25 protein-coding genes are annotated in these 25,492 nt (G+C 59.8%); 12 read left to right on the top strand and 13 right to left on the bottom strand.

The genetic code is table 11. From position 1 onward, the window contains the following. Positions 1–16: 16 nt before the first annotated feature. From NLU14_RS04525 to NLU14_RS04510, 4 genes are all read right to left on the bottom strand, one after another. Positions 17–2,098 carry a T6SS phospholipase effector Tle1-like catalytic domain-containing protein gene (locus NLU14_RS04525; RefSeq protein ID WP_275704980.1) on the bottom strand — a complete coding sequence of 694 codons (2,082 nt, stop codon included), beginning with the start codon at positions 2,096–2,098 and terminating at the stop codon, positions 17–19. A 91-nt stretch (positions 2,099–2,189) separates the two neighbouring features. Further along, entirely contained in the window at positions 2,190–2,864 is a 675-nt protein-coding gene (locus tag NLU14_RS04520; protein WP_275704978.1) for an ABC transporter ATP-binding protein, read from the bottom strand. Next, positions 2,857–3,633, bottom strand: coding sequence for an ABC transporter permease (locus NLU14_RS04515; protein ID WP_275704977.1), 777 nt, complete (start codon positions 3,631–3,633; stop codon positions 2,857–2,859). Before NLU14_RS04515 ends, NLU14_RS04520 begins: the two co-directional genes overlap by 8 nt. Further along, positions 3,630–4,655 (bottom strand): ABC transporter substrate-binding protein, encoded by a 1,026-nt coding sequence (locus tag NLU14_RS04510; protein WP_420845029.1) that lies wholly within the window; start codon positions 4,653–4,655, stop codon positions 3,630–3,632. The genes NLU14_RS04515 and NLU14_RS04510 overlap by 4 nt, the downstream gene beginning before the upstream one ends. A gap of 265 nt (positions 4,656–4,920) precedes the next feature. Between NLU14_RS04510 and NLU14_RS04505 the strand changes: the two genes are divergently transcribed. Further along, positions 4,921–5,598 carry a response regulator gene (locus tag NLU14_RS04505; protein ID WP_275705363.1) on the top strand — a complete coding sequence of 226 codons (678 nt, stop codon included), beginning with the start codon at positions 4,921–4,923 and terminating at the stop codon, positions 5,596–5,598. A gap of 124 nt (positions 5,599–5,722) precedes the next feature. Here NLU14_RS04505 and NLU14_RS04500 read toward each other — a convergent pair whose 3' ends face one another. From NLU14_RS04500 to NLU14_RS04485, 4 genes are all read right to left on the bottom strand, one after another. Continuing rightward, positions 5,723–7,984, bottom strand: a complete 2,262-nt coding sequence (locus tag NLU14_RS04500) for a hybrid sensor histidine kinase/response regulator (RefSeq protein ID WP_275704976.1) — start codon at positions 7,982–7,984, stop codon at positions 5,723–5,725. Continuing rightward, positions 7,962–9,131, bottom strand: a complete 1,170-nt coding sequence (gene nosP / locus NLU14_RS04495) for a nitric oxide-sensing protein NosP (protein ID WP_420845028.1) — start codon at positions 9,129–9,131, stop codon at positions 7,962–7,964. The genes NLU14_RS04500 and nosP overlap by 23 nt, the downstream gene beginning before the upstream one ends. Positions 9,132–9,382: 251 nt before the next feature. Then, the gene (locus tag NLU14_RS04490) at positions 9,383–10,489 is read right to left on the bottom strand and encodes a porin (RefSeq protein ID WP_275704974.1); all 1,107 of its coding nucleotides are present in this window, start codon (positions 10,487–10,489) and stop codon (positions 9,383–9,385) included. Positions 10,490–10,638: 149 nt separating this feature from the next. Then, on the bottom strand, positions 10,639–12,033 hold the full coding sequence (locus tag NLU14_RS04485) for a WS/DGAT domain-containing protein (RefSeq protein WP_275704973.1): 1,395 nt from the start codon (positions 12,031–12,033) through the stop codon (positions 10,639–10,641). A gap of 343 nt (positions 12,034–12,376) precedes the next feature. On the opposite strand from NLU14_RS04485, the gene NLU14_RS04480 reads away from it, so the two are divergent. Together NLU14_RS04480 and NLU14_RS04475 are read left to right on the top strand one after the other, a co-directional pair. Continuing rightward, positions 12,377–13,300: an alpha/beta hydrolase gene (locus NLU14_RS04480; protein ID WP_275704972.1), complete on the top strand. Its 924-nt coding sequence runs from the start codon at positions 12,377–12,379 to the stop codon at positions 13,298–13,300. 73 nt (positions 13,301–13,373) lie between these two features. Continuing rightward, positions 13,374–14,123: a DUF8198 family protein gene (locus tag NLU14_RS04475; protein ID WP_275704971.1), complete on the top strand. Its 750-nt coding sequence runs from the start codon at positions 13,374–13,376 to the stop codon at positions 14,121–14,123. 14 nt (positions 14,124–14,137) lie between these two features. Here the strand turns inward: NLU14_RS04475 and NLU14_RS04470 are convergent, their stop codons facing one another. After that, a complete protein-coding gene (locus tag NLU14_RS04470; protein WP_275704970.1) occupies positions 14,138–14,416 on the bottom strand; it encodes a polyhydroxyalkanoic acid system family protein in 279 nt (92 codons plus the stop codon). 113 nt (positions 14,417–14,529) lie between these two features. Here NLU14_RS04470 and ubiE point away from each other — a divergent pair, with 113 nt between their 5' ends. From ubiE to NLU14_RS04425, 9 genes are all read left to right on the top strand, one after another. After that, positions 14,530–15,321 carry a bifunctional demethylmenaquinone methyltransferase/2-methoxy-6-polyprenyl-1,4-benzoquinol methylase UbiE gene (ubiE, locus tag NLU14_RS04465; protein ID WP_275704969.1) on the top strand — a complete coding sequence of 264 codons (792 nt, stop codon included), beginning with the start codon at positions 14,530–14,532 and terminating at the stop codon, positions 15,319–15,321. Beyond that, positions 15,321–15,959, top strand: a complete 639-nt coding sequence (locus NLU14_RS04460; protein ID WP_275704968.1) for a ubiquinone biosynthesis accessory factor UbiJ — start codon at positions 15,321–15,323, stop codon at positions 15,957–15,959. Before ubiE ends, NLU14_RS04460 begins: the two co-directional genes overlap by 1 nt. Next, positions 15,956–17,605, top strand: a complete 1,650-nt coding sequence (gene ubiB, locus NLU14_RS04455; RefSeq protein ID WP_275704967.1) for a ubiquinone biosynthesis regulatory protein kinase UbiB — start codon at positions 15,956–15,958, stop codon at positions 17,603–17,605. The genes NLU14_RS04460 and ubiB overlap by 4 nt, the downstream gene beginning before the upstream one ends. Before the next feature lie 14 nt (positions 17,606–17,619). Then, a complete protein-coding gene (gene hisI, locus NLU14_RS04450) occupies positions 17,620–18,057 on the top strand; it encodes a phosphoribosyl-AMP cyclohydrolase (protein ID WP_275704966.1) in 438 nt (145 codons plus the stop codon). Then, the gene (locus NLU14_RS04445) at positions 18,050–18,379 is read left to right on the top strand and encodes a phosphoribosyl-ATP diphosphatase (protein WP_036210485.1); all 330 of its coding nucleotides are present in this window, start codon (positions 18,050–18,052) and stop codon (positions 18,377–18,379) included. Before hisI ends, NLU14_RS04445 begins: the two co-directional genes overlap by 8 nt. A gap of 88 nt (positions 18,380–18,467) precedes the next feature. After that, positions 18,468–18,704, top strand: coding sequence for a Sec-independent protein translocase subunit TatA (gene tatA / locus NLU14_RS04440; protein WP_275704965.1), 237 nt, complete (start codon positions 18,468–18,470; stop codon positions 18,702–18,704). Positions 18,705–18,714: 10 nt separating this feature from the next. Continuing rightward, a complete protein-coding gene (gene tatB / locus NLU14_RS04435; protein WP_275704964.1) occupies positions 18,715–19,179 on the top strand; it encodes a Sec-independent protein translocase protein TatB in 465 nt (154 codons plus the stop codon). Continuing rightward, the gene (tatC, locus tag NLU14_RS04430) at positions 19,176–19,970 is read left to right on the top strand and encodes a twin-arginine translocase subunit TatC (protein WP_275704963.1); all 795 of its coding nucleotides are present in this window, start codon (positions 19,176–19,178) and stop codon (positions 19,968–19,970) included. Before tatB ends, tatC begins: the two co-directional genes overlap by 4 nt. Continuing rightward, positions 19,967–20,686, top strand: coding sequence for a 16S rRNA (uracil(1498)-N(3))-methyltransferase (locus NLU14_RS04425; protein WP_275704962.1), 720 nt, complete (start codon positions 19,967–19,969; stop codon positions 20,684–20,686). The genes tatC and NLU14_RS04425 overlap by 4 nt, the downstream gene beginning before the upstream one ends. A 1-nt stretch (position 20,687) precedes the next feature. Here the strand turns inward: NLU14_RS04425 and NLU14_RS04420 are convergent, their stop codons facing one another. Genes NLU14_RS04420 through pepP form a run of 4 tightly spaced genes read right to left on the bottom strand, consistent with a single transcriptional unit; the run spans position 20,688 to position 25,477 of the window. Beyond that, positions 20,688–21,602, bottom strand: coding sequence for a DUF808 domain-containing protein (locus NLU14_RS04420; RefSeq protein ID WP_275704961.1), 915 nt, complete (start codon positions 21,600–21,602; stop codon positions 20,688–20,690). Between the two features lie 53 nt (positions 21,603–21,655). Continuing rightward, the gene (locus NLU14_RS04415; protein WP_275704960.1) at positions 21,656–22,879 is read right to left on the bottom strand and encodes a UbiH/UbiF/VisC/COQ6 family ubiquinone biosynthesis hydroxylase; all 1,224 of its coding nucleotides are present in this window, start codon (positions 22,877–22,879) and stop codon (positions 21,656–21,658) included. Next, a complete protein-coding gene (gene ubiH / locus NLU14_RS04410; protein WP_275704959.1) occupies positions 22,872–24,152 on the bottom strand; it encodes a 2-octaprenyl-6-methoxyphenyl hydroxylase in 1,281 nt (426 codons plus the stop codon). Before ubiH ends, NLU14_RS04415 begins: the two co-directional genes overlap by 8 nt. A 2-nt stretch (positions 24,153–24,154) precedes the next feature. Further along, positions 24,155–25,477, bottom strand: coding sequence for a Xaa-Pro aminopeptidase (gene pepP, locus NLU14_RS04405; RefSeq protein ID WP_275704958.1), 1,323 nt, complete (start codon positions 25,475–25,477; stop codon positions 24,155–24,157). Positions 25,478–25,492 lie beyond the last annotated feature (15 nt).

Raw genomic sequence — 25,492 nt, 5'->3', positions numbered from 1 at the left:
AATACCCTCCAGATCATCATTTCCCCTCCCTCTGAGGATATACGAGGCGCTCCCCAGACGACGTAGGCGCGTGAGGGAACAACACCCTCAACTTAGCCGGCAATCCCCCTATTTGTGCCTCAATACTGTTGTAGTTTGCCGAGCGATGGATGTAGCGCTGAAGTAATAGGTCCAGATCTTCGGCGCCGAGAGATGGCACCTCATTCCCCTCGGTAACCTGCTCCAAAATATGTAACAAGATCGGTTCCAGCTCTGCAGGTAGAGTATTTTCAGCTCTCCTGATGTCAACGTCTCGGAAAGGTACGTTACTCTCAGTTGCCATGTGGTGCATCAACCTCAATGCTACCTGCGAATACTCTCCGCGCACTTGGCGCAACATCCGCAACACCAGCTCTACGCTGCCATCTGGTACTGGATGGTCATTTCGCATGGTAACGATTTCCAGTCGCGCAGCTCCTTTAGAACCCAAGTCTGTCGGCCACGCTTGCAACCGATCCGACTGCTGCACCGGCAAGTTATAGGGGCCAATCCAGCCCTCCGCCGCCACTTGGTCCCTCTGAGTTTCCAGATTGTCCCACTGTAAGGTTTTTTCCGGCCAGCGCAGCCGGTTTCGAGGTACCTGGAGACGAGGACTCAGCAGCACTTCTTCCCTCTGGCTGTCTCTGTAGCCACCACCAATATCTGAGTGAGCGCCCGGCAGTGTGATCTCCCTGAAGTTTGCTGGAAGACTGCCATCCTTATTTCTCAGACTATTCAGGGCAAAGGCTTTACGGTTCTCATGAGCAGCAGTCAGGTGTACCGCATTGCCTACCTTATCCGGGTCCAAGTACAGTCGTATCGGATGGTTCCGGTCGTTGTGCGCGAGCAGGTCACCAGACGCTGGGTTAACGATGGCCGCTACAGAATCAAATAAACCAACGAAGCGTATTTCCACCTTTTCTGGCCAGAGAACACCGTTCTCTGCAAGCACTCTCGACAGCAGGCCATTTTGCTTCTGATTGATCTCATAGGCTACGTGGCGTGCAGCAGCCGCTCCGCGACTGAAACCAAAAAGATCAACAGTCAGTCTATCGATGGTCTGGCCTTGCAGATCTTCTTTGATCAGTATGGCCAGTCGCGAGAAGGCGTGGTTTACCTGTTGGATGACTCCCGCCTCCCCCATGCCTGTAGCTGCGCTATACCATCTATCGCTATCACCAGTTTTTGTGCCCGCACCAGGGGCATATACCTGGCGCCGATAGACTATTTTCCCATCGGACTCCAGCTCACCTTCAGCATACAGATCTCGCAGCTTAGCCACATTGCTAAGGCCATTGGCATAACTGTCCCCCATCATCAAGCGAATACGCCACTCGCACTCCTCCCGACTAATATCATCGTTTTCATAGGGAATCAGACAATCCTGCTCCAGCTGTTCGGCAAAAGACCGTGCATTGGCGGCGTTGTTCATGGTGCCGTCGGTAAATATCCCAACTTCCAGATGCACTTTGCGAGAGGAAGCCTTGGGCGGATCGGTTTGGGCGCCGCCGGTTGCAGGTGCAGTCGCAACATTCAGCGGCGCCACCGAGGCAGCGGCTCCCAGTGGCAAGCTCAGGCGATGATCCTCCGCCCCGCCTTGCGCCTCCTGTGCTGATCGCTGCCACTGCCGATAGTTCGCCGAAAACAGGCTTGTTCCCAAACCACCGATGCCCTGGGGTTCATAATGGCGGAGCTGTTCCTGGCTAATCTCACAAGCGTTCAGTTCCGCTACGGCCTTTTTTATGTCGTAGGGGGAACCCATCCCACTGTCGCTGACCTGCCAGTGCCCTCCGGCGGGCAGGCTGTCGTCCGGTTGCCAGATCACCATAGGGGACAAGGGCCTGTCAGACCCGGTATAAACAAGCATCAGCCTGCCATCGCTGACCGCCTGGCAGACGGTCTCGGCCAGGTTGTGGCCGGCACCGGTTCTGGCTCCCAATTCCGATGCCATGCGCGAGCGGACACCGCCATCGTTTTGCACAAGACCTCTGGCCATACTGGCGGCGATAAAGGGGGATTCAATGCGGGGAAGGTGGTAGGCCTTCAGGTCCCAAAGCGGAACCAAGTCCATAAAGCCCATCGTCAGCACTCCTTGTTGACGGTAAGAAACAAGCTGGCCATGTTAGCCGATGTTTCACAAGGACAACAATTCAGCTGTCACGACTCTGTCATTAAACCATGTCGAATCCCTCGGAGTTTCGCAGCTTGCCAAGAAGCTCATTGATCAAGCGAGGTTCGCCAACCGCATCATCCCACTGCAACTGCGCGGGCCTGCCATCCAGGTACCATAGGCGGTTCGCCAGAATCTCGGCATCTCCTCCATCATGGGTCACGCAAATCATGGCCATCCGGGGATGAGCATCCATAATTCCGGCAATCAGTGCTTTCAGTTCCCCTGCCATCACCGGATCAAGCGACGCAAATGGCTCATCCAACAACAGCAGGTCGGGTTTCACGGCAAGGCAGCGGGCAAGCGCGGCCCTGCGGGCCATACCGAGGGAAAGTTGATCAGGCAAGTAGTGGCTGTAGTCTTTCAAACCCACACTGGCCAAGTGATCATCCGCTTCCGCCGTAGTTGCACCCGCCAGTTGGAGGTTGGCGTTGAGAGTCCGCCAGGGCAACAGCCGATGTTCCTGAAACAGATAGCCAACCCTGAGTTTGTCTCGACCGATGATCGCCTTCGGTGGAATTGTTTTATCCAGCCCGGCAATGGCGTTCAACAATGTGGTTTTGCCAATGCCCGACGGCCCCAACAGGCAGATGCGATCCCCCCGCTCTATCGTGGCAAAGACCTCTCCCAACACGGGCTGCCCAAAGCTGCGGCCGGCGATCTGCAGCTCAAGCATGGGCGGCCTCCGGCTGGCGCCAGCGGCTGGACCGCCGTTCGAGGGGCTGCAGGATAGCCAGCTCGATGAGTTGGACCACGGCAATGAACGCCAGACTGTAGGCAAGGATGGCAGCCACGTCGAAAACCTGAAAGGCCATGTGCAGTTGGAAGCCAACGCCGCTGGAACGGCCAAGCAGTTCGACCACCAGAACAATTTTCCAGATCAATGCCAGACCGCCACGGGTGGCGGCCATCAGGTAGGGAAACAGTTGCGGCACCCAGACGTCGCGGAAGCGTTGCCAGCGGGTGAATTCGTAGACGGTGGCCATTTCCTCCAGGCGGTAGTCAAGGCTTCGTGCCCCTTCACGGACGGTCACCGCAACATTGGGAACCTTGTTGATAACCACGGCCATCACGGCAGCCACTTCCACCAGGCCGAACCAGACGTACATCAGGATAATGGTGACCAGCGCCGGCAGGTTGAGCATTAACACCAGCAGGGGATCGAACAGGGCGTTGGTGGTTCGTGAGCGGCCCATGACGAGCCCGATGACCGTGCCCAGAAGCATGGCAAGAATAAACGCCACAACAACACGCCCGAGGGTGGCACCCAGATGGTGCCAGAGTTCGCCCGAGGCGGATTCCCGTATCAGGGTGTCGAGCACGTTCAAGGGGGTGGGTAGCAACGGTGATTTGAGCCACCAGGCAATCAAGGCCCAGAGCAGGACAAACGACGGCAGGACCACCCAGTAGCTCCAGGCCGGCGGGCGACCGGAGAAGGTGTTCACGGCCGCCTCCGGTAGAACAGATCCTCTGGCATCAGGTGGTTCGAGTCGGCACCGGTGAGCTGCAGCAACCGATGCAGGTCCGCTATGCGCTGATCGGTCTGCGGCGCCGGTGTGCCTGCTATAAAACCCTCTCGCAGTGCGTGGAAAACGCCCGTCTCCGGGCTGCCCATGAGCGGTCTCAGTCGTTGCCAGTGTGATTCGCCTTCCGCCAGTTCCGCTTTTGCCTGTCGCAGGGAGGTCGCAAAGCGATCCAACAGCGGGCCATGGTTATCCGCCCAGGCCGCCGGAAACACGTAGCCCAGAACCGGCAAGTTCCGGTCCAGATCCAGGGCGGTGAGCAGGTCTGCCATACCGAACGCGGAGCGCCAGCCGCCCTCACCCCGCAGGCGGGCGGCAAAATGCCAGTAGGTGACGATCACGTCCACCTGTCCCCGTCTCAGGGCCTGGCTCAGCAGCGGTGGTGCGGCAAACTGCACCTCGGCGGATTCAGCCAGGCTGATCCCTTGCTGCCCGGCGACCTTCTGGAGCAGTACCCAGCCTTTGCTGTCCGGCCCGCCAGCAACGCCGATACGCTTGCCGGCAAGATCCGCCACAGAGCGAATCCCGGAGTTTTCCGCCACCACAATATCGCCGATCTGGGACGAAAAAGGCACGTAAAGGTAGGGCGTGCCGGCCTGAAACCGGGACTGCGTCCACAGCAGGTCGGCCACGGCGCCATTCACCGATCCGCTGGTCACCGCCAGCCGGGACGCCGGGAGGTTGGCCACCAGTGTCAGTTCAAGGCGGTAACCGTTCTCGTGATCCAGCCCCCGGTGCAGGATGTGGTCCAGCTCCCAGTGAGCGGTGCCAAACTGCAACACGCTGACGGAAAGCACCGGCAGTTTTGAGGAGTCTTCGTCATTGCCGTAGGCGGGGCTGATCAGCACAGAAAGGACCAGCAACGCGGTAACCATCACCCTGGCAAGCCTGGCGGTAACGGAAAAGGATTGAGAAACGGGCTTTGTTATTGGTTGTTGGCTCATTCCTCCACGATACGAAGCCGGCCGCCAGGCAAGAATAGTACTTTGGTGCCTGTTTTTTGGTGCGATGGTCGCATTCAACCCAGGACGCAGATAGCGTGTAATGCAATCATCACAATAATAAACAGAGGATCGATCCGGACCCCGGAAATCCCTGTAACAGGAGGCCGCCATGCTGAATGAGCTCGAAGCCGCACTCTCTTCCGAAAAGCGTTATCATGTTTCGGAACCCGTCCCCGATAACGACAACAAACAGGTGGATCCGTCCATGGAGCCGGCTTATAAAATCCTGATTGCCGATGACCACCCGCTGTTTCGCGAAGCGATCAGCAGTGTGATCGCGACAGGTTTTGAGGGCAGTGAAATCATCGAAACCGCCGATCTCGACAGTGCCCTGGACATTACCCGCGAAAACGATGACCTGGACCTGATCCTGCTGGACCTGAACATGCCGGGAATGCACGGCCTCAATGGCCTGATCACCCTGCGGAATGAGGCACCCACCATTCCCGTGGTGATTGTGTCAGCGGAGGAAGACAAGCAGGTGGTGTTGCAGGCCATTACTTATGGCGCCTGCGGTTTCATTACCAAATCCTCGCCACGGGCCCAGATGACCGAGGCGATCCAGCAGATCCTCAACGGCAATGTGTACCTGCCTTCGGACATTATCCGCACCGGCAAGGAAAGCAACACCCGCCGCAGCCGACATGAAGACAACCCGATTTCCCCGGAACTGCTGAACTCCCTCACCCGCCGTCAGTTGCTGGTGCTGGAGCGAATGTCCAAGGGGGAGTCCAACAAGCAGATTGCCTACAACCTGAACATCGCCGAAACCACGGTGAAAGCCCATGTGTCGGCGATTCTGCGTAAGCTTGGGGTTCATAACCGGGTACAGGCGATTCTTTCCGCCAGTGATGTGGATTTCAGTCAGTATTTGAAGCGGTAGGATTTTCTTTACGCTAGCTGGTTTGTCGGATTACGCCTTCGGCTAATCCGACCTACGTTTCTCGATTCTACTCCCTGTAGGTCGGATTAGGCGAAGCCGCAATCCGACAATTTCCAAAGACCTTTCACCCTCGCAACAAATGATTCAACGCACTCCGCAACTTCAGCGGCTTTACCGGCTTGTTCATCAACACATACCCCAACTCGCGGATGTGCTGCTTTAATTCGTTGGTGTAATTGGCGGTAATCATCACCACCGGCGCCGGGCACTGCCGGCGGTCGTTGATGTTGGCCACCACATCCACCCCGTTCTCGTCATTATCCAGGTGATAATCCGCCAGGATCAGGTCCACGGGGCTTTTGGCCGGGTCCAGCTGGCGCTCAAGGTCATCCAGGGAAACGGCGGACACCACCTGGCAGTCCCAGCCTTCCAGCAGCGTTTGCATGCCCTGGCAGATGGCGTGGTCGTTATCAATCACCCAGATCCTCGTACCGCCCAGGCCGCTGTGGTTTGAAACCTCCCGGCTGCCATCCTTTGCCGGGCGCCGGGGCTGCAGTCGCCCAATCGGAACTTTCACGCTGAACACGGAACCCTTGCCCTCCACGGAGGAGACAGTCACCTCGTGGCCGAGTATTCGCGAAATCTTGTCCACAATGGCCAGCCCCAGACCAAGCCCCTTGTCCGGTTGTGAGCCGGTGGGGCGGATGCGCTTGAACTCCTGGAAGATCTCGGTCAGCTTGTCCTCGGGGATACCAGGGCCGGTGTCCCACACCTGCAGCAGCACGTGATCAGCCTGCCGGCGGCACCCCAGCAGGATGCGCCCCTCGCCGGTGTAACGGATGGCATTGGTGAGGAAGTTGCGGAGGATCCGTGCCAGTAGCTGGGAGTCTGACTCCACCACTGCCGACGAAGGCACAAAGTCCAGGGTCAGCCCTTCCGCCATCGCCATCTGGCGGAATTCCCGGGCGATGTTGTTGAGCAGGTCACGCAGATCAAAGGCCATGATATCCGGTTTGATCACGCCGGCGTCCAGTTTGGAGATATCCACCAGGGTACCCAGCAGGTTTTCCACGTCGTCCAGGGAGGTACTGACCGACCTGACCAGCCCTTCGGCCTTGGGACCGAACGAATGCTCCAGCAAGGCGCTGGTGAACAGGCGGGCCGCATTCAGCGGCTGCAGCAGGTCATGGCTGACCGCCGCCAGGAATTTGGTCTTGGACAGGTTGGCACGCTCGGCGTCCATCTTGGCGTCACGCAGCCGGGCCTCGACCGCTGCCCGCTCGCTGATCTCCTGCCGCAATTGGTTATTCAGGCCAGTCAGGGCCGCCGTGCGCTCCTTGACACGCCGTTCCAGGTTGTCATAGGCCTGTTCCAGCGCCAGGGCGGTTTTGCGGCGGTCTGTGATATCGCGGATCAGCACGAAGAAACCGGTTACCTGCCCTTCCACGTCCACGTTGGGCACATAGGCACGGAGCATGTAGCGGGTCTCGCCGGTGTCGTTGGTCTCCTCGAACTCGAAGTTGACGCTATGGCCTTTCAACACCCGCTGGACATGGGGCAACAGACGCTGATAAAGCTCCGGCTGGTGAACGTTTTCCAGGTGCTTGCCCAACGGAGACTCGCCATTTCGGCCGTACCAGGCTTCGTAGACCTTGTTGCAGAACTGCACGGTCATGTCCGCGCCGACGTAGGCGATCAATGCGGGCACATGGTCCGTCACCACGCGAATCCAGCGTTCGCTCTCTTCCAGCGCCTTGATGCGGCGGGCCATTTCGCTGTTCTTGACGTCGGTGATGTCGGAGTAGAGAACGACCAGCCCACCTTCACGGGTGGACCTTTCCGTCATCTGTACCCAGCGGCCATTGGACAACAGGAAGACCGCCCCCTCAGAGGAGGCATTGACGTGTTCCTCAATAATCAGCCCGGAACTGACCGCACGGGCCTTTACTTCGGCGATTGAGGTCCCTGCCGGCGGCACCTCAAGGCCGGAGTGCTTCCAGTAGCTGCGGAACCGGCTGTTACACTGGATCAGTCGGTGCTGGTGATCGAAAAGCACAAAGCCGTCGGCGATACTTTCGATGGCATCAACCAAACGCTGGCGGGTGGTTTCGGCTTCTTCGCGGGCACGATTCAGGGCCTTGTTGCTGCCCTTGAGCTCGTCCATGGTCTGGTTGAGTGCTTCGGTACGCTCACGCACCTGCTCCGCCAGCACCACCGAGTGCTCAAACACCGCGTAAGGCTCGGGTTTGTGGGCCGACCCGGATTCCACCCGCACAATCAGGGCATCGCGGATTTTCCTGAGACGTTCGTTCTCCGCCTCCAGTTGGGCGATGCGCTGGTCCCTGCTGTCTTCAGGGCCAGCGTCAGTTGTGGCTGTAACCGGCATCAGGCTGACCAATCACCACCCCCGTGAACGTCTGGTTGATATGCATGCCATCGAACTGCTCGCCGTAGGTGTTGAAGCCGATGACCTTGTGGTGACGGAGAAAGTCAGACACCTCGTCCACCACACCGGTCAGTTCCGCTTCCAGGCGACGCAGGAAGCAGTCACAGCCAATGGTGACCAGGGGCGGGCCAACCACCCGCTCGGAGGCTTCAATCTGAGTTCGGACACTGTCCAGCAGGGAGGCCGGCTCCATGGCCGTCATCACGATGCCGGTTTCCACCGCGCAATAGAAAGTCAGACTCTTGTCGGCATTCACCCGCTGCACCGACCGCACGAAATAGTGGCCACCGATCCTTACTCCCATGGGGCGCAGGGCAAAGACCTTGCGGTCCAGTTCATCGACTGTCACGCCCACGGCGCGGGCATAGGCTTCCGCAGCCGGTTCCGCATTCAGTTCATAGACCGTGCGGCTCTTGGCATCGGCATGGGTAACCACCAGTTTCTCGTTGCGAGCCTTCATGTGGTGGGTGGAAAACACCCGGAAATCCAGCGGTGTATTCACCAGCATCACCGTAGCCGCACCGGTGTGGAACTGGCCGTCAAAGAACACGTGGGTATTGGCCAGGCGCTCGTCGTCACCGGCGGAACCGCCAAACTGCGGGATCGTGCCCAGGGCGGCATTCAGGGTGGCCAGCACCAGCTCTTCCCGGCTCGACAAACCGTCCAGCAGGGTAATGGCGAAGGTATTGCCCTTGATCGGCGCCAGGTGGGCATCGCGGCAGGTGGACAGCAAGCCGTCGATCACACCCTGGGCGTCCTGCAGGGTAAAGCTCTCGAGCTCACTGATCAGCGCACAGTCGATGGAGAAATAGCGGCGATCAAAGCCGATGGCGGTAATACAGCCCCGGCCGTAACCCTCTGGCGTGATCTCCCCTGCGGACGTGCAACCGCTGACCCGCACTCCGTCGAATACGTGCTCCAGGGCAATGCCAAGACGCCCCAGATCATACTCCGCGGAACAGAAGAACAGCACACAGCCCAGGTTTTCATGGCTGAGCTGGCTGGCAAGGTTGGTAGCTGCCAGCATGGGATCACGAACATTGGAACTGGCTACCCGGACGGCAGGCAGTGTGGTGGCTGGCTTCATGGACGCACGCTCCGAAACCGGATGGCTTTCCACCGATTTTACGGGATCTGCAAACGGAGCCAATGCGACTTCAGTGCTTTTAATAGGCGCGCCGAAATGATCATAAGCCATTGATTAAAAACCTCCCTGCATCAAAGCTCAGAAACACCCGGGTAACGCTGCCCACCAAACCGACACTTTAGTCGTAGCCTGATAAGACCGGAGCAGCCGATTCCTGGCCGGCCACCCCGGGTTTACTCACGGATATCCGGTCAGAACGTGACCACCGCGCCCAGGGCCAGAGTGTCGGCCTCGGTGATGGTTGCACCGCTGGTGCGGTTGTTGTCTTCGTACATGTTGTACTCGGCAACCAGCTTGAAGTTGCTGTTTACATCGTGGAAGAAGCCAACGGTGGTGTTCTCGGTTTCCAGGTCCAGAATCTCGGCGTCGGTTTCACCGTACGACAGTACCACCCGGTTCGGGCCGAAAGTGTAGGAGCCCTGCACCAGGAAGCCGTCGGCGTCGTCTTCGGTCACCGCCCCGTTCACGATCAGCACCGGGTTGTCACCCTCGGACGTAAAACCGGAAGCCGACAGAGCGAACCCGGCTACGGAAGCCTTCAGGCCGTATCCAACGCCCTGTGAGGTTACCGATGTGGCGCCATTCTCTGACTTCTGGTAGCGCCCGTTGACCCAGCCTGTCAGCGACACGTCGTTGAGGTTGGCGTTATAGGTAACTTCGGATTCGAATCGTGGCGCTGAATTCTCGTCCGCGGCCGTACCGCTTACCGTGTTGGCGGGATCGAGAATGGCCGCAGCCACCTTCAGCCCGCCCATGTCCGGCGTACGATAGGTGATTTGCGCGCTAGGTGTGGGATAGGGATAGCCGGCGCGGATGTTGCCGAAAGACACCCCGCCCGGTGCCGCACCCGGGGACCCGAAGCCCATCAGGATTTCGTCAAGGAAGATGTTGGAACGGGCGTAGAGGCCAAAGTCCTTACCGATCAGCACCTGACCGAAATCGCCATCGACTGTGGCGTAAAACTGACGTACGTCGATCGCGGTATCGGTGGGCGCGTCCAGGCTGTCGTTAATGGTGGTCCAGAAGGATGACCGGCCGCCCAGTGTCAGGTCGCCCATCTCCTTGCTGAAATTGAACCCGATGGTGTTGGGCAGGAACCCCATCTTGATGCGTGAGTCACTGGTGTCAGCAATGTCGTCATCACGGTTCACATAGAACGCGTTGAAATAGCCATCCACCGAGAAGGTGGTGCCGTCGTCGTTGTACAGTTCCACCGCCGCATTGGCGCCTGCGCTGGCGCCCATGGCTGCTGCGAGTGCCAATACCAGCCCTGACTTTCTGAAATTGTTGTTGTTCATAAACTCCCCCGGTTTTAATTGAATTCAGGCGCACTCTCTCGCCTGAATTCAATGGTCGACGAAGCAGCAGGGATGGAAAATGCGCCAAGGGGGCAGGTTTTCTGATCTTTTAGGAGGCTGTGGAAACAGAACTTTGGGATTAATACCCGTCAGACGGGGAAAAGCTCCAGCTCCTGCAGGCAGTCGCCCAGGAAGGTTTCAGGGTCGGCCATAACAGCTTCGTCAGCGACGACACCGAACTGGATCTGGCCGGCATAGCTGACAATGCTGACCCCCAGCCCGATATCGCCGGCCTGGGGCACCCAGAACATCTGCTCGAGGATGCGGCAGCCGGCCAGATAGCGTTCATCGTGGGTACCGGGAACGTTGGACACCACCGCACTGGCCTTACGGTAGAACAGGTCCGCCACCAGCTGGCGCCAGGCTTCGGGAATCAATGGTGCGCTGCCGGTCAAGGCCCAGGACAGGCCGGGCTGCCAGCTCTTCTTGAGCTTGCGGGTTTCATGCTTGATGCGAAACAGCCGCTCCAGCGAGCTTTCACCGTCCACCGGCAACGGCACGAACACGGTTCCGAAGTAATTACCCAGGGTGCCTGGTTCGGGTTTTATGTCCTCTGGCAGACGGCTGCGGATATCCACCGGCACCGCGGCGTGGAGCACTGCCTCATCCATGTCGGTATCGTTCGCGACCAGCCGTTTGCGGACAGCCGAGGCCACACAACTGAGCAGCACATCGTTGATGGTGACACCGGTGACCGTGGCAATGCGCCGAAAGCGCTCGAGTGCCACCGGCTGCGACCAGCGGCACTGGCGCCGGCCCAACAGCGACCGTTTGAGGGACGAGTCGGTATCTTCCGGTTCCACCAGGAACTGACTGAGCTCATTCACCAGTTTCAGGCTTTTCCAAGTCGCCCGTTCCAGGGCGTTTCGGCCGGCCGTTCCGCCATTGCGGGGAATGTCACCACCCTGCGACGCTTCGCCCTGCGGCATCTCACTGGCCGTCAGCTCGCGCAACCAGGCGTTGGCGGCACGCCCCCATCGCCCGATATCGGCCTGTTCAGGCGCACCGTAAAGTACGGGCGCCTGTTGCGGTGAGGGCGGGCACAAGCGCTCGAATATGCCCAGCAGGGAGAGGCCGTCGGCATAACAGTGGTGCATGCGCAGAAGGAGAGCGGCGCCGCCCTCGGCATCGGGAAGCAGCCAGAATTTCCAGAGCGGACGATACGTGGGCAGGGGTTGGTTCAACCGGGCCGATACCCAGTCCTGTAATGCCTGCCGGTCAAAGCCGCCAGGGACCACTTCAAGGTGATGATGAAGAGAGAACACCGGGTCCTCCTCCCACCACCAGCCGGGCGCACGGCGAACCGGCATAAAGTGGAAACGTTCCCAGGCCAGCCAGTAAATGCGCAGGAATTCCAAAAACCGAGCCGCCGTCAACCCTTCCACCCGCAGCATGACCGTGATGGTCATGGGGTTTTCCGGGCGTTCCAGGGCCAGCCAGGCTGAATCCACAGGCAACAGCAGATGCGATTCCTTTTGACTCAAACCTGTCGGTCCCCGGGTAATTGCAGCAAGAAATGGAAAGATGACCCGGCATTGTGCCAGACAAGCCCTGATGGCTCCATACAAGGTCCCGCGCCACGAACTTACAAAAAGTTACACGGACGCAACCTATCACCTCTATACTGGGAATAAGGCTTGATGAAATGGTTATTAGGCGCCAGATAAGCCTTGCCGCCCTGTTCGCCAAAAGTCTATTGGCCGTGGCTCAGCGTAAAATAGGTAGCCAGTGCCAATACCTACGGAGTCAGAAGGCGGTACAACTGATAGTACCAGCACCCACACAGACCAATAAAAGGCAGGCAGCAGGTGCTGGAGGAGAGCAGTCATGAAAGCGAGCCATGTACGCAAACTGATAAAACCGATTGATAGCGCCTACTCGGAGATGTTCTCTGGGCGTGTCTACCGAGTCGGTACTGGTGCCGTTTCCGTCCGCAACCACAGCGGCAAGGCAGAGCAGACCGTCATCGGTGTACACGGTTTCCTTGAAAATCACTGCTACTTCACCCAGGCCTACGAAGCGCCCACCACCGAACTGATCCTGTTGACCTGTAGCAACTACCACATTCCGGTCAACGGCGTAACACCCGAGTCTCCGGACTGGGAAGTGCCCATCAAGCATCTGGACGGCACTATTGAGTACGACGCCTGCATTCTCAACCAGGCGCTGGCGAACCTGCCCGGCACCGACAATATTCGCGTACACGGTCATTCTCGAGGTGGCGCGGTAATCCTGGAGGCCATCAAGCAATGGCCGGAGCTGTACGATAACGTCGAGGTGATACTGGAAGCGCCGGTATTGCCCAACGGCCGTCTCTCCGCCCTGGTAACAGCCGTACTGGAACCGGTGAGCCATGGCATGTGGCCCTGGCTGATCCGCCTGATCAACAGCGCCCCCTCATCGGCCTATGGCCAGACCTTCTTCGGCAAGATGAACCCGCGCAAGAAGCAGTTGCTGGGCAAGCTGTTCTCTGCCACCAAGGATCACCTGACCATTGTTCGCAACATCGAAAACCTGATGGCGTGGATGGAGCGGACAGACACCAGCGTTTACGACAAGGTTCGTTACGGCACCTTCCTGATCCCCGCGGTGGACCGTATCCTGGATCGCCAGTCAATGCTGGCCAGCGCGCGCCAGAGCCCGACCACCATGCGCATTGTCGAAACCGAGGCGCCCAGCCACTTCATTACCCTCGACAGCAAGGAATGGGTACCCGGGTTTGAGACCCTGCCCACAGCTGCCGAGAGTTAATACGGCTGCACCAGAGTGCCGGCTCCGCTAAACTGGCCTGCTTCTATCGCCGGTCCAGTGGAGCCACACCACCATGTATCGTGAGCGCCTTGTCGCCACCAACGTCCATTCCGACAGTGCCCGTCGGTTGCAGCAACTGTTGCTGGCGTATCATGATTTCCGGCAGCACAAGGCCGCCCATCCCCTGCTGGAACACACCTTCCTGATTGCTCAGTGGCAGGCCGAGCGGCTGAAAGCCACCCACGCCGATCTTTACCAACACCCCGGCTATCGCACCGGCCTGGAATTCCTGCTCACCGATCTCTACGCCCCGGCCGGCATGACCCGGCGCGACGACAACATCGACCGGGTCTTCCCGAAAATGGTGAAGTGGTTACCGGACAACCTGCTGGACACCTTCGCCGGGCTGGTGGAGCTGAACCTGATTACCCAGCAGCTGGACCTGGAACTGGCCGAACTCTGCCACTGTCACGACCTTTCCCCCACGACACTGACCACAGAGGACTACTGCCAGCTTTTCCGCAGCAGCCAGCACATGCAGCAGCGCGAGCGGCAGATCGCCCTGGTGGCGGAAGTAGGGCACCAACTGGACCGCTACGTGCGCAACCGCACCCTCGGCTGGCTGCTCTCAATGAGCCGGGCACCCGCGGAGATGGCAGACCTGAGCGACCTTCACAGCTTCCTGCACCGGGGCTACTCCGCCTTTCGCAGAATGGATGACGTGGAACGACTGATCGACCGCCTGGTTACGCGGGAGAGGAAGGTAATGGACAACATCCTGAACGGCCACCCTGAGCCGTTTGCCCTGCCGGATGACCTTTAAGCAAAATAAGAGGCTCAGGCCTTCAGAATCTGATCCAACTGGGAATGGATTTCCTGCTCGATCCGGGATTTAAAAGGCCGCAGCATCATCCCCAGCTCGAGGTGGACGTGGAGATCGCTGTCATTAATGTTCAGGTGACCCTTCACCCCACTGCGCTTGAACTTCAGGTGATCCCCTTCCCACTGATAGTTCACATCGAATTGCTTCGACAGATCCTGGGCCAGTGTTTCAGCCGCCTGGCGTGCGTGCTCTTTATCAAGGGAGTGGGCGCGATGAACGTCAATAACGGACATGGATCAGGTTTCTCCGGGAATTAAGAAGGTTTTACAGTGTAAGGCGGCATTAAACTTGTAGCCACCCCCGCAGGCGTTAGAATACGGGGTTCAGATTCTGACAGGACCCAGCCATGAGCGAGCAACAATCGTCTGCCAACCAGCCGCAACCAGAGACGCCAAAAGACGAGGTCACCCACTTTGGCTTCCGCAATGTGCCGAAAAGCCAGAAAGCGGGCCAGGTGGCGGAAGTCTTCCACTCCGTGGCGGGCAAGTACGACCTGATGAACGACCTCATGTCCATGGGAATCCACCGCCTCTGGAAGCGCTTCACCATTGAGCTTTCCGGCGTACGCAAAGGCCATCAGGTGCTCGACATCGCCGGCGGTACCGGCGACCTCACCATGAAGTTCTCCGACCTGGTCGGCCCTGCTGGCAAAGTCGTGCTGGCCGACATCAACGCCTCCATGCTGCAGGTTGGCCGCGGCCGACTGATGGATCGCGGCTACGCTGGCAACATTGAATACGTCCAGGCGGACGCCGAACACCTGCCATTCCTGGACAACAGTTTCAACGCCGTCAGTATTGCGTTCGGCCTGCGTAACGTCACCGACAAGGATCAGGCCCTGCGGGATATGACCCGCGTATTGAAGCCCGGCGGCAAGGTGATGGTGCTGGAGTTTTCCAAACCCAAAAACCCTTTGCTCAGCAAGGCGTACGATGTCTACTCGTTCAACGCCCTGCCATTGATGGGCCAGTTGATCGCCGGTGATTCCAACAGCTATCAATACCTTGCCGAATCCATCCGCATGCATCCGGATCAGGACACGCTCAAGTCGATGATGGAAGAGGCCGGCCTGGTGAACTGCAAGTACTACAATATGACCGGCGGCGTGGTCGCCCTGCACGTGGGAATCAAGCCCTGATGTTTCCCGGCCCTACCTCGCTGTCCGCCGTTACCGCCATCATCGAGCGCGCGCTCAACCGCGCCCTGGAACTGGACCCGGCCGGAAAGCAGGCACTGATGTCGGCGCTCACGGGGCCGGTACAGTTTTCGCTGGACGGGCTCGGTCTGACACTGGTGTTGCAACAGGCCGCGGGCCGGGTTCAGGTGGCCAGCCAGCCTTCAGAGGCACCGGCGCTGGTACTGTCTGGCCGGCCCATGGCCTTCGCCGCGCTGGCAACCGGTGATGACCAGGTATTCAGCGAAGGACGCATTCAGGTGACCGGCGACACCGCACTGGCGCACCAGTTCCAGCGGGCCATCGACCAGCTCAATCCGGACTGGGAGGCCGCCATGGCTGCCTACATTGGCGATGTACCCGCACACTTTGTCGGCCAGCGCATTCGCGGCGCCGTACGCTGGAGCCGGCAGGCCTTCGCCTCCCTGAATGCCAATATCGAAGAGTATATTCACGAGGAAAGCCGCAGCCTGCCCGGGCGCCGGGAACTGGAAGCCACCTTCACGGATATCGACCAGTTGAACCTACAAACCGAACGCCTGGAAGCCCGAATCGAGCGACTGGAAAAACCCAATCAACAAGACCAACCGGAGACGCCGTGACGCGCCTGCAACGCCTGTTCCGCATTGCCTGGGTCTTCTGCCGTTACCGGCTGGATATCTTTCTGCCGTTGGCGGAACTGCCGCTCCCGCTGAAGCTGTTTTTCCTGCTGGCACCCTGGCACCTGTTTCCCCAGCCGAAGCTCGACCGGGGTGATCGGTTGCGTCTGGCCTTTGAAGAACTGGGGCCAGTGTTCGTCAAGTTCGGCCAGATTCTCTCCACACGGCGGGACCTGCTGCCGGACGACATGGCGCTCTCCCTCAAGAATCTGCAGGACCGGGTGCCTCCCTTCCCCGGCGAGGTGGCCCAGGGCATTATCGAAAAATCCCTCGGTGCGCCGGTGGCGGAACTGTTCGCCGAGTTCTCCCGGGAGCCCATGGCCTCCGCCTCGGTGGCGCAGGTTCATGCCGCCACCCTCCGTGATGGCCGACAGGTGGTGGTAAAAGTCATACGCCCTGACATCGAACGTGTCATCCGTCAGGATCTGGCACTGATGTACATGATGGCCCGGTTGCTGGAGCGCTACTGGTCCGAAGGCCGGCGGCTGCACCCGGTGGATGTGGTGGCGGACTACGACTCCACCATTCACGACGAACTGGACCAGCAGCGGGAAGCCGCCAACGCCAGCCAGTTGCGGCGGAATTTCGAGAATTCATCGCTGATTTACATTCCCTCCATCGACTGGGATTACACCCGCAAGTCGGTGCTGGTGATGGAGCGTATCCACGGCATCCCCATCGCGGATATTCCGGCGCTGAAGGAAGCCGGTGTGGACCTGAAGGTACTGGCGGAGAAAGGCGTTGAAATCTTCTTCACCCAGGTTTTCCGCGACAGCTTCTTCCACGCCGACATGCACCCCGGCAATATTTTCGTGGACGTCAGCAACCCGGCGGACCCGAAGTACATTGCCATCGACTTCGGCATCGTCGGCACCCTGGCACCGGACGACCAGAGCTACCTGGCCCGCAACCTGCTGGCGTTCTTCCGCCGCGACTACCGCCAGGTGGCGGAATTGCACATCCAGTCCGGCTGGGTACCACCGGATACCCGGGTCAACGAATTCGAGGCCGCCATCCGCACCGTTTGCGAACCCATTTTCGAGAAACCGCTGAAGGATATCTCTTTTGGCCATTTCCTGTTGCGACTGTTCCAGACTGCCCGACGCTTCAACATGGAGGTGCAGCCGCAACTGGTACTGCTGCAGAAAACCCTGTTGAATGTGGAAGGCCTGGGGCGCCAGCTTTATCCGGACCTGGACCTGTGGAGCACTGCGCAACCCTTCCTGGAAACCTGGATGCGCAAGCGCATCGGCCCTTCCGGCCTGATCAAGTCGCTGCAATCACACCTGCCGGCGTGGCTGGAGCAGTCGCCTGAAATGCCGCAACTGGTCCATGATGCGCTGGTACAACTGCGCAATTCGGGCTCCAACGACCAGCCCAGCCGCGCTACACTGGAGCTTATTGCCGAAAACCGGGCCCGGGCCGACCGGCGCTGGCGCAGGGGGCTGGCCGCGGCGGCATTGGCTGGAGTGGCCTGGCTGAGCATCGACCACGACCTTGCCACCATCGCCCAGACCATGCCGGCTCACGGCTGGGCCCTGCTGGCCGCGGCTGCCTGGCTGATTGCCGGCAGCGTACGCAAAAACTGACGGACGTCATACAAATGCAAGATTCAGAAGCTACAGTCGGGGCGCCTGACTGGTTGGACGAAATACGCTGGAACGCGGACGGGCTGGTGCCCGCCATTGCCCAAGATGCCGCCACCGGTGATATCCTGATGATGGCCTGGATGAACGCCGAGTCTCTCAGGCTGACCGCCGAGGAAGGCCAGGCCGTGTATTGGTCCCGGTCACGGGGAAAGCTGTGGCGCAAGGGTGAAACCTCGGGCCACCAGCAGGTAATCTCGGAAATTCGGCTGGACTGCGATGAAGACGTGATTCTTCTCAAGGTTGAGCAGAAAGGCGGCATTGCCTGCCACACCGGCCGCCGCAGCTGCTTCTATCGAAGGCTGGAAAACGCCAAATGGACAAGCGTGGACCCGGTGCTCCGGGACCCTCACGCGATCTACGGGCACAAACAGGGAGGTAGCAACGATGAGTGACATTCTCGAACAACTGGCCCAGGTACTGGAAGCCCGCAAGGAAGCCGATCCGGAAACCTCCTACGTTGCCAGCCTGCACCAGAAGGGCCTCAACAAGATCCTGGAAAAGGTGGGCGAAGAGTGCACCGAGACATTGCTTGCCGCCAAGGACGCGGAGCATTCCGGCGAAACCCGGGACGTGGTCTACGAGACCGCCGACCTCTGGTTCCACAGTATGGTAATGCTGTCCCGGCTCGGCCTGGGCCCCAAGGATGTCATCGATGAGCTGGCCAGTCGCTTTGACCTGTCAGGCCTTGAAGAAAAAGCCTCCCGGGACCAATAACGGGGATACCTCTGAAGAGGGTTTCCGGAAGGCCCCGGATGTGGCGTACAATCAAACGTAACAGAAACATTTAGACGAGGGTCCCGGCATGGGCATCAGTATCTGGCAACTCCTAATCGTACTTGGCATTGTTATCCTTTTATTCGGAACCAAAAAGCTCCGCAACATCGGCAGTGACCTGGGCGGCGCCATTCGTGGTTTCAAGAAGTCCATGAGCGATGAAGACAAAAAGGATGCAGACCCGGACGCCATTGAAGAAGATGTCGACGCAAAGGCTCACGAGGCCCGCGCCGAAGAAAAACCACGGGACAAGTCCCACAGCTGAGACGGGCTGAATGTTTGATATCGGCTTTGTCGAGCTGCTGATCTGCGGCGTCATCGCGTTACTGGTTCTCGGCCCCGAGCGGCTGCCGACAGCGGCCCGGGCAGCCGGGCGCTGGATTGGCGGTGCCCGGCGCATGGTCAGCCAGTTTTCCTCGGAGCTCGACCGCCAGCTCAAGGCGGAAGAGCTGCGGGAAGAGTTGCGCAAGGCCGGCGACATTGGCCTGGACGATGTCCAGAAGTCGGTCCGTGGCGCACTGGATGAGGCCAAGAAGTACGAACACATGGTCCTCTCCGACGACGAAAAGCCCAAAACCCGGCCGGCACCCGCCACCCGGCGTGTCGCCGAACCGGAAGAACCCGAGCTCGACCCGGAGGAGGACCCGACCTCGGCCAACGGCTCCGGCCATGCCTCCATAGACGCGGACAACCCTGACGACCCGAAACCACAGGACAGCTCGCCGGAACACCGTTCATGACCACCCAGCCCGACGGCAAAAACACCCGCAGCCCGGACGACTCACAACCGGAAATGCCACTGATCGAGCATTTGCTGGAGCTGCGCAACCGCCTGCTGAAAATGGTACTGGCGGTGATCATCTGTTTTGCCGCTATCTACCCGTTCGCCAACGAGCTCTACCTGCTGGTCTCACAACCCCTGCGAGATCTTCTGCCGGTCGGTCAGACCATGATCGCAACCGACATCACCTCGCCTTTCTTCGCGCCACTGAAACTCGCCCTGGTGCTGGCGGTCTTCGTGGCGATACCGGTGATTCTCTACCAGCTCTGGAGTTTTATCGCGCCGGGCCTGTATGCCCATGAGAAGAAACTGGCGTTTCCGCTGCTGTTCACTTCGGTCATCCTGTTCTATCTGGGTGCGGCGTTTGCCTATTTCGTGGTGTTTCCCCTGGTCTTCGGTTTCTTCACCGCCATCGGCCCTGAAGGCATTGTCGAGTTACCGGATATCAACAGTTACCTGAATTTCGTGCTGAAAATGTTCTTCGCCTTCGGCGTCGCCTTCGAAATACCCATCGCCACCATCCTGCTGATCCTGACCGGAGCCACCACCCCTGAGGACCTTGCGGAAAAGCGCCCCTACATCGTGGTGGGCTGCTTTGTGATTGGCATGCTGCTGACCCCGCCGGACATCATCTCGCAGACCCTGCTGGCCGTGCCCATGTGGCTGCTGTTCGAACTGGGCATCCTGTTTGGTCGCCTGGCCAGGCGCGAAGTGGAAGACCCGGACACCGGGGAAGTCTCCGACGAATGAACCTGGCGTTGCTGTTCGACGATGACTTTGTCGCCGCCAACCGGGCGCTGCTGACCGGGCGCCGGTTGTCACACCTGCATTCCGTGTTGAAAGTGGCAGAAGGGGATCTGATTCCGGTGGGCCGGGTGAATGGCGATATCGGCACCGGCCGCATCCTGCAGCTCACCGATGCCCAGGCTGTCGTCGAGGTTGAACTGACCGACCCGCCGCCATCACCACTGCCACTGACCCTGATTATGGCCATGCCGCGGCCGAAAATGTTCCGCCGGGTACTACAGACCTGCGCCACCCTGGGCGTCAAGGACATCTGGCTGATCAACGCCTACAAGGTGGAGAAAAGCTTCTGGCAGACCCCCTGGCTGTCGGAGGAAAACCTGCGGGAGAACATGGTGCTCGGCCTGGAGCAGGCCAGGGACACGCTCCTGCCCCGGGTTCATATCCGCAAGTTGTTCAAGCCGTTTGTGGAAGATGAGCTACCGACACTGCTGCAAAACACCCGTGCGCTGGTTGCCCACCCTGGCGCCGGCACGCCCTGCCCGGCCCATATCAATGGCCCGACCAGCCTCTGCATCGGCCCGGAGGGCGGCTTTATTCCCTACGAAGTGGACAAACTGGTCGAGGCCGGCTGCGAAGCGGTGCACCTTGGCAGCCGGATCCTCAGGGTGGAAACGGCGGTTCCGGTACTGGTCAGCCGCCTGTTTGATGCCTGCGGGTAGCTCAGGCTGAACGACTTTGCCAGAACTTCACAACGGGCGTGATCACCGCCACCAGTAATGCGCCCACCGCAACACCGAACAGGCCGTCGGCAACGACCGGGATGATGGCCTGGGCAACGCCACCGACACCTTCCGCAAAGTGGTGAATGGCCTCGTACACCGGAGGCAACCCGTGGGTGAGAATGCCGCCGCCCACCAGGAACATCGCAATGGTGCCCAGTACAGACAGGGTTTTCATCATCCAGGGTGCCAGCCAAAGGATAGCTTCTCCCACTCGCTGTGCGAACGGGCTCTCTTTTTTACTCAAGTACAGGCCACCGTCATCCAGTTTCACGATGCCAGCCACCAGCCCGTAGACACCGATGGTTATCATCACGGCCACCACCGTCAGCACCAGAAACTGCATACCAATACCCTGGCTGCTTACCGTTCCAAGCGTGATCGCGATGATTTCAGCGGACAGGATAAAGTCGGTACGAATCGCCCCTTTGATCTTGTCTTTCTCGACGGACTTCATATCTGCACCAGGGTCCTTCAGGGCTTCGTGCAGCTCTGCCTTGTGCTGCTCACCTTCCTGTTTGTGCAGGAACCGATGGGCGAGCTTCTCAAAGCCCTCAAAACAGAGAAAGGCACCGCCCAGCATCAACAGGGGAATCACCAACCAAGGCACAAAGAAACTGATGGCGAGCGCGCCCGGAACCAGAATGGCCTTGTTGACCATCGAGCCCTTCGCCACCGCCCAGACAACGGGAATTTCCCGGGCGGGCTTCACACCGGTGACCTGCTGGGCATTGAGGGCAAGGTCATCCCCCAGTACACCGGCGGTTTTCTTGGTGGCCGCCTTGGTCATCAACGCCACGTCGTCCAGGACCGTGGCAATATCATCAATCAATACAAGAAGACTGCTAGCAGCCATGACGCATTCCTTTGAGGTTTAACTAACTGGGTAACAACCGCTGCAAGCCACCATCAGGTATCCAGCCCCATGGCTTCAGCGGCAATGCGGTTCTTGATCGGACCGAGCTGGTTCAGCCAGCGCATTCCGGTATTGCGTAGCCAGCGTACGGTCAGTTCATCCCGGCCGAACAGCTGCTTGAAGCCTTCCATGGCCGCCATCATCGCGAGGTTTTCACCTTTGCGGCGACGCTGGTAACGGGCCAGGGTCAGCTCATTATCAGGATCTATACCGGCCTTTCTGGCCTGCGCCAGCTCATCCAATAACGCACGAACATCACCATAGCCCAGATTTGCCCCCTGCCCGGCCAAGGGATGGATGGTATGGGCAGCATCGCCCACCAGGGCAAATCCGGTGGCGATGTAATCCTTGGCATGGCGCTGGCGCAGAGGAAAAGCGTAACGCCGCGAGACCACTTCCACCGCCCCCAACTCGCGCTCGATCGCGCTTTCAAGTTCTGCCCTGAAGGCGCTGTCGCCCAGCGCCATCAGGCGGCGAGCTTCTTCGGTGTCCTGGGACCACACGATCGAGCAGAAATGCTCATCGCCGGATTCCGTCAGCAACGGCAGGAACGCCAGTGGCCCGGTTGGGGAAAAGCGCTGCCAGGCGGTAAAGCGATGACTCTGGGCGGTCCGCACCGTGCAGACAATCGCCTGCTGGCCATAATCCCATTCGCGGGTGGGCAACCCCACCCACTGGCGCAGGCGGGAATGAGCACCATCGGCCGCCACTACAAGCCTTGCACCCAGGGACTGGCCGTTTTCAAGCCGGACACCACGGGCGTCTTCGTCCTGCCACCAGCCGGTGACTCTGACACCATCAATCAGCCCAACGCTGCTATCGGCCAGAGCAGAAAACAGCGCCCGCACAATACGAGGGTTTTCGATAATGGTGCCCAACGCCGGAGCCCTGAGCTCTGCCGCTTCAAACTGAATGCGCCCGGTGCCATCGCCATCCCACACGATCATGGTCTGGTAAGGGCAATGGCGGCCGGCCGTTATCGCCCCCCACACGCCCAGTTGTTCGAGCAGGCGCTGACTGGCCACCGAAATCGCACTGACGCGGGGATCAAAACCGTCCACATCCGTGGCTTCGGCCGGTGCCTGCAACAGCGTCTCGCGCTCGCTGCCTTCCACCAGACCCACGTTCCAGCCCTGCCGTGACAGCCCCAGCGCCAGGGCGGAACCTACCATGCCACCGCCCACCACCAGGATGTCGAAATGAGCCTGCTCAGTCATGGTTGCCAGGTTCCGTAGAAAGGGTTCCGGGCGTGCGAATGTCGGCCCTGCGACCACCCATACCCATGGCCTGGCGGGCAAACCAGCGCTTGGCGCCGGGCAGGAGGTCCAGCCCCATCAGCCCAGCGTCACGGGCAGTGGTCACCAGGGGAAGGTGATTACCAAAGAGCTGAATCAGGGAGTCGGAAAACCGCACGGTTTGCTGCCAGTCCTGGCGATGACGGGCCTGATAGTCTTTCAGCACCGGCAGGCTACCCAGGGGCAGCTCCCGCTGGGTGGCCACCCGGAACTGCTCCACCAGGGCCATCAGCCCACGCAGGGCGAGGTTAAAGCCCTGCCCGGCAACCGGGTGCAGGGTATGCGCCGCATTGCCCACCAGCACAACGCCGGGGCGAACGGACTCATCCACGGTTTTCAGGGTCAGTGGGTAATGGCTGCATTCGCCAATGCGGGTAAACCGCCCCAAGCGCCAGCCAAACCGCTGTTGCAGGCGCTGACATTTGTCGTCGTCGCTGAGGGCCAGGAGATCGTCCAGGGCATGGTTGTCGAGTGTCCACACCAGGGCAGCGGTATTTCCCGCACGGGTCGGTGAACCATGGGGCAGCAGTGCCATCGGGCCGGCGTCTGTGAATCGTTCGTACGCAGTGTAGTCATGGCTGTGGGAAGTGGAAACATTGGCGATCAGCGCATGCTGGTCGTAAGCCTGTTCATTAACCCGGAAACCCAGCTTTTCCCGCAACCCGGAACGACCGCCGTCAGCCACCACCAGGCACCGGGCACTAAGTTCTCGTTGGCCTGACTCGGCGCCCAGCGTGACACGGACGCCACCCGGCAAGGGCTGCATGTCCGTCACTTCTGCTGGCGCTTCCCAGACCACTCCGGTCTTCAGCAGTTCCCGCATCAGGCACAACCCCATCCAGCGATTGTCCGCTACGTAACCGAGGGCTTCCTGGTGATGATCGGCCGCGTTCAGGCGCGTGGCACCAAAATGGCCACGATCCGATACGTGGATATGGCGGATAGGTGTTGCGTGTTCCGACAACCGTTGCCACAGCCCCAGTTCTTCAAAGATCAGCCGCGATCCCCAGGCCAGCGCAGTGGAGCGGGCGTCGTAGCTGGGCTGGTAGCTGTCCGGCAGTGCATCCGGCGACAGCGGAAACGCCTCAACCACGGTCACCCGCAGTTGCGGCAGGGTTCGCGCCATCGCCAGTGCCAGCGTGGCTCCCGCCAGCCCGCCACCGGCGATGATGATGTCGGTATCGTGCTGGTTCACGGTCAGTCGGCCATCAGCGCTTCGATCTCGGGGATGGTTTTGGGGGCGGTGTCGGTCAGTATCCGGCAGCCTTCCTTTGTCACTACCACATCATCTTCGATGCGGATGCCGATACCGCGCCATTTCTCATCCACGTCGGTGTTGTCTGGCGCTATGTACAGCCCGGGCTCAACGGTCAATGCCATACCTGGCTCCAACTGGCGCCAGGCGTCGCCTACCTTGTAGTCGCCGACATCGTGCACATCCATCCCCAGCCAGTGTCCGGTGCGGTGCATGAAGAAGGGCCTGAATGCCTGCTCCTCAATAGCCTGCTCCACGGTGGTGTTCTTCAGCAGGCCCAGATCAATCAGTCCCTGGGTCAGCACTTTCAGCGCGGCCTGGTGGGGGTGGTCCCAGTGATTGCCCGGGCGCACTTCTTCAATGGCCGCGTATTGTGCCGCCAATACAACCTCGTACAGGGCCTTCTGTTCATTGCTGAACTTGCCGTTCACCGGGAAGGTACGGGTGATGTCAGAGGCGTAACACTCCAGTTCGCAGCCCGCATCGATCAGCACCAGGTCCCCTTCCTGCAGCGGGGCGCTGTTCTCGATGTAGTGCAGTACGCAAGCGTTCTGGCCGCCGCCCACAATGGACGGATAGGCCGTGGAACGGGCACCGTTTTCCATGAAGGTATGGATCAGTTCCGCCTCCAGGCTGTACTCGTAGCCGCCCTTTCGTGCACGCTTCATGGCCCGCTTGTGGGCCTCGCAGCTGATTTCGCCCGCCTTGGCCATCACCTTGATTTCAGCAGCGCTCTTGTACAGCCGCAGGTCATGGAGCAGGTGCTCCAGGGCAACAAATTCCCCGGGCGGATGAGCCCCGGTACGCACCTTGCTGCGGATAACCTTGACCCAGTCCATCACTTTGGCATCGAAATTGTGGTCCTTGCCCAGCGGGTAGTACACCCGGCTACGGCCTTCGATCATGCCCGGCAGGATGTCGTCGATATCGGAAATCGGAAAGGCATCATCCAGGCCGAATGTCTCAATGGCGCCCTCGGGGCCGGCCAGAAAACCGTCCCAGAGTTCTTTTTCCGGGTTCCGCTCCTTGCAGAAAAGCACGGATTCGCCATGCTCGCGACCCGGAATCAGCACCACAACCGCTTCCGGTTCGCCGAACCCGGTCAGGTAATGGAAATCGCTGTCCTGGCGAAACGGATGCAGCACGTCCCGGTTGCGCACCCGCTCCGGCGCGGCCGGCAGGATGGCAATACTGTCTGGCGCCATCCGCTCCATCAGCCGGCGCCGGCGATCGTTGAATTCCTTGATGGGTATCAGTGAGGCCATGCTTTCTCCCACATT

The sequence above is a fragment of the Marinobacter iranensis genome, from assembly GCF_029207565.1.
Taxonomy (GTDB): Bacteria; Pseudomonadota; Gammaproteobacteria; order Pseudomonadales; family Oleiphilaceae; genus Marinobacter; species Marinobacter iranensis.
Note: the sequence above shows the minus strand (reverse complement) of the source record. Positions and strands in the feature narration are given on the sequence as shown.

What these genes read in the sequence shown, in the direction of transcription:
- NLU14_RS04525 (WP_275704980.1), bottom strand. Translation starts at nt 2,098, where the DNA reads ATGGGCTTTATGGACTTGGTTCCGCTTTGGGACCTGAAGGCCTACCAC.
- NLU14_RS04520 (WP_275704978.1), bottom strand. Translation starts at nt 2,864, where the DNA reads ATGCTTGAGCTGCAGATCGCCGGCCGCAGCTTTGGGCAGCCCGTGTTG.
- NLU14_RS04510 (WP_420845029.1), bottom strand. Translation starts at nt 4,655, where the DNA reads ATGAGCCAACAACCAATAACAAAGCCCGTTTCTCAATCCTTTTCCGTT.
- NLU14_RS04505 (WP_275705363.1), top strand. Translation starts at nt 4,921, where the DNA reads ATGGAGCCGGCTTATAAAATCCTGATTGCCGATGACCACCCGCTGTTT.
- NLU14_RS04500 (WP_275704976.1), bottom strand. Translation starts at nt 7,984, where the DNA reads ATGCCGGTTACAGCCACAACTGACGCTGGCCCTGAAGACAGCAGGGAC.
- nosP (WP_420845028.1), bottom strand. Translation starts at nt 9,131, where the DNA reads ATGAAGCCAGCCACCACACTGCCTGCCGTCCGGGTAGCCAGTTCCAAT.
- NLU14_RS04490 (WP_275704974.1), bottom strand. Translation starts at nt 10,489, where the DNA reads ATGAACAACAACAATTTCAGAAAGTCAGGGCTGGTATTGGCACTCGCA.
- NLU14_RS04480 (WP_275704972.1), top strand. Translation starts at nt 12,377, where the DNA reads ATGAAAGCGAGCCATGTACGCAAACTGATAAAACCGATTGATAGCGCC.
- NLU14_RS04475 (WP_275704971.1), top strand. Translation starts at nt 13,374, where the DNA reads ATGTATCGTGAGCGCCTTGTCGCCACCAACGTCCATTCCGACAGTGCC.
- NLU14_RS04470 (WP_275704970.1), bottom strand. Translation starts at nt 14,416, where the DNA reads ATGTCCGTTATTGACGTTCATCGCGCCCACTCCCTTGATAAAGAGCAC.
- ubiE (WP_275704969.1), top strand. Translation starts at nt 14,530, where the DNA reads ATGAGCGAGCAACAATCGTCTGCCAACCAGCCGCAACCAGAGACGCCA.
- NLU14_RS04460 (WP_275704968.1), top strand. Translation starts at nt 15,321, where the DNA reads ATGTTTCCCGGCCCTACCTCGCTGTCCGCCGTTACCGCCATCATCGAG.
- hisI (WP_275704966.1), top strand. Translation starts at nt 17,620, where the DNA reads ATGCAAGATTCAGAAGCTACAGTCGGGGCGCCTGACTGGTTGGACGAA.
- NLU14_RS04445 (WP_036210485.1), top strand. Translation starts at nt 18,050, where the DNA reads ATGAGTGACATTCTCGAACAACTGGCCCAGGTACTGGAAGCCCGCAAG.
- tatA (WP_275704965.1), top strand. Translation starts at nt 18,468, where the DNA reads ATGGGCATCAGTATCTGGCAACTCCTAATCGTACTTGGCATTGTTATC.
- tatB (WP_275704964.1), top strand. Translation starts at nt 18,715, where the DNA reads ATGTTTGATATCGGCTTTGTCGAGCTGCTGATCTGCGGCGTCATCGCG.
- tatC (WP_275704963.1), top strand. Translation starts at nt 19,176, where the DNA reads ATGACCACCCAGCCCGACGGCAAAAACACCCGCAGCCCGGACGACTCA.
- NLU14_RS04425 (WP_275704962.1), top strand. Translation starts at nt 19,967, where the DNA reads ATGAACCTGGCGTTGCTGTTCGACGATGACTTTGTCGCCGCCAACCGG.
- NLU14_RS04420 (WP_275704961.1), bottom strand. Translation starts at nt 21,602, where the DNA reads ATGGCTGCTAGCAGTCTTCTTGTATTGATTGATGATATTGCCACGGTC.
- NLU14_RS04415 (WP_275704960.1), bottom strand. Translation starts at nt 22,879, where the DNA reads ATGACTGAGCAGGCTCATTTCGACATCCTGGTGGTGGGCGGTGGCATG.
- pepP (WP_275704958.1), bottom strand. Translation starts at nt 25,477, where the DNA reads ATGGCCTCACTGATACCCATCAAGGAATTCAACGATCGCCGGCGCCGG.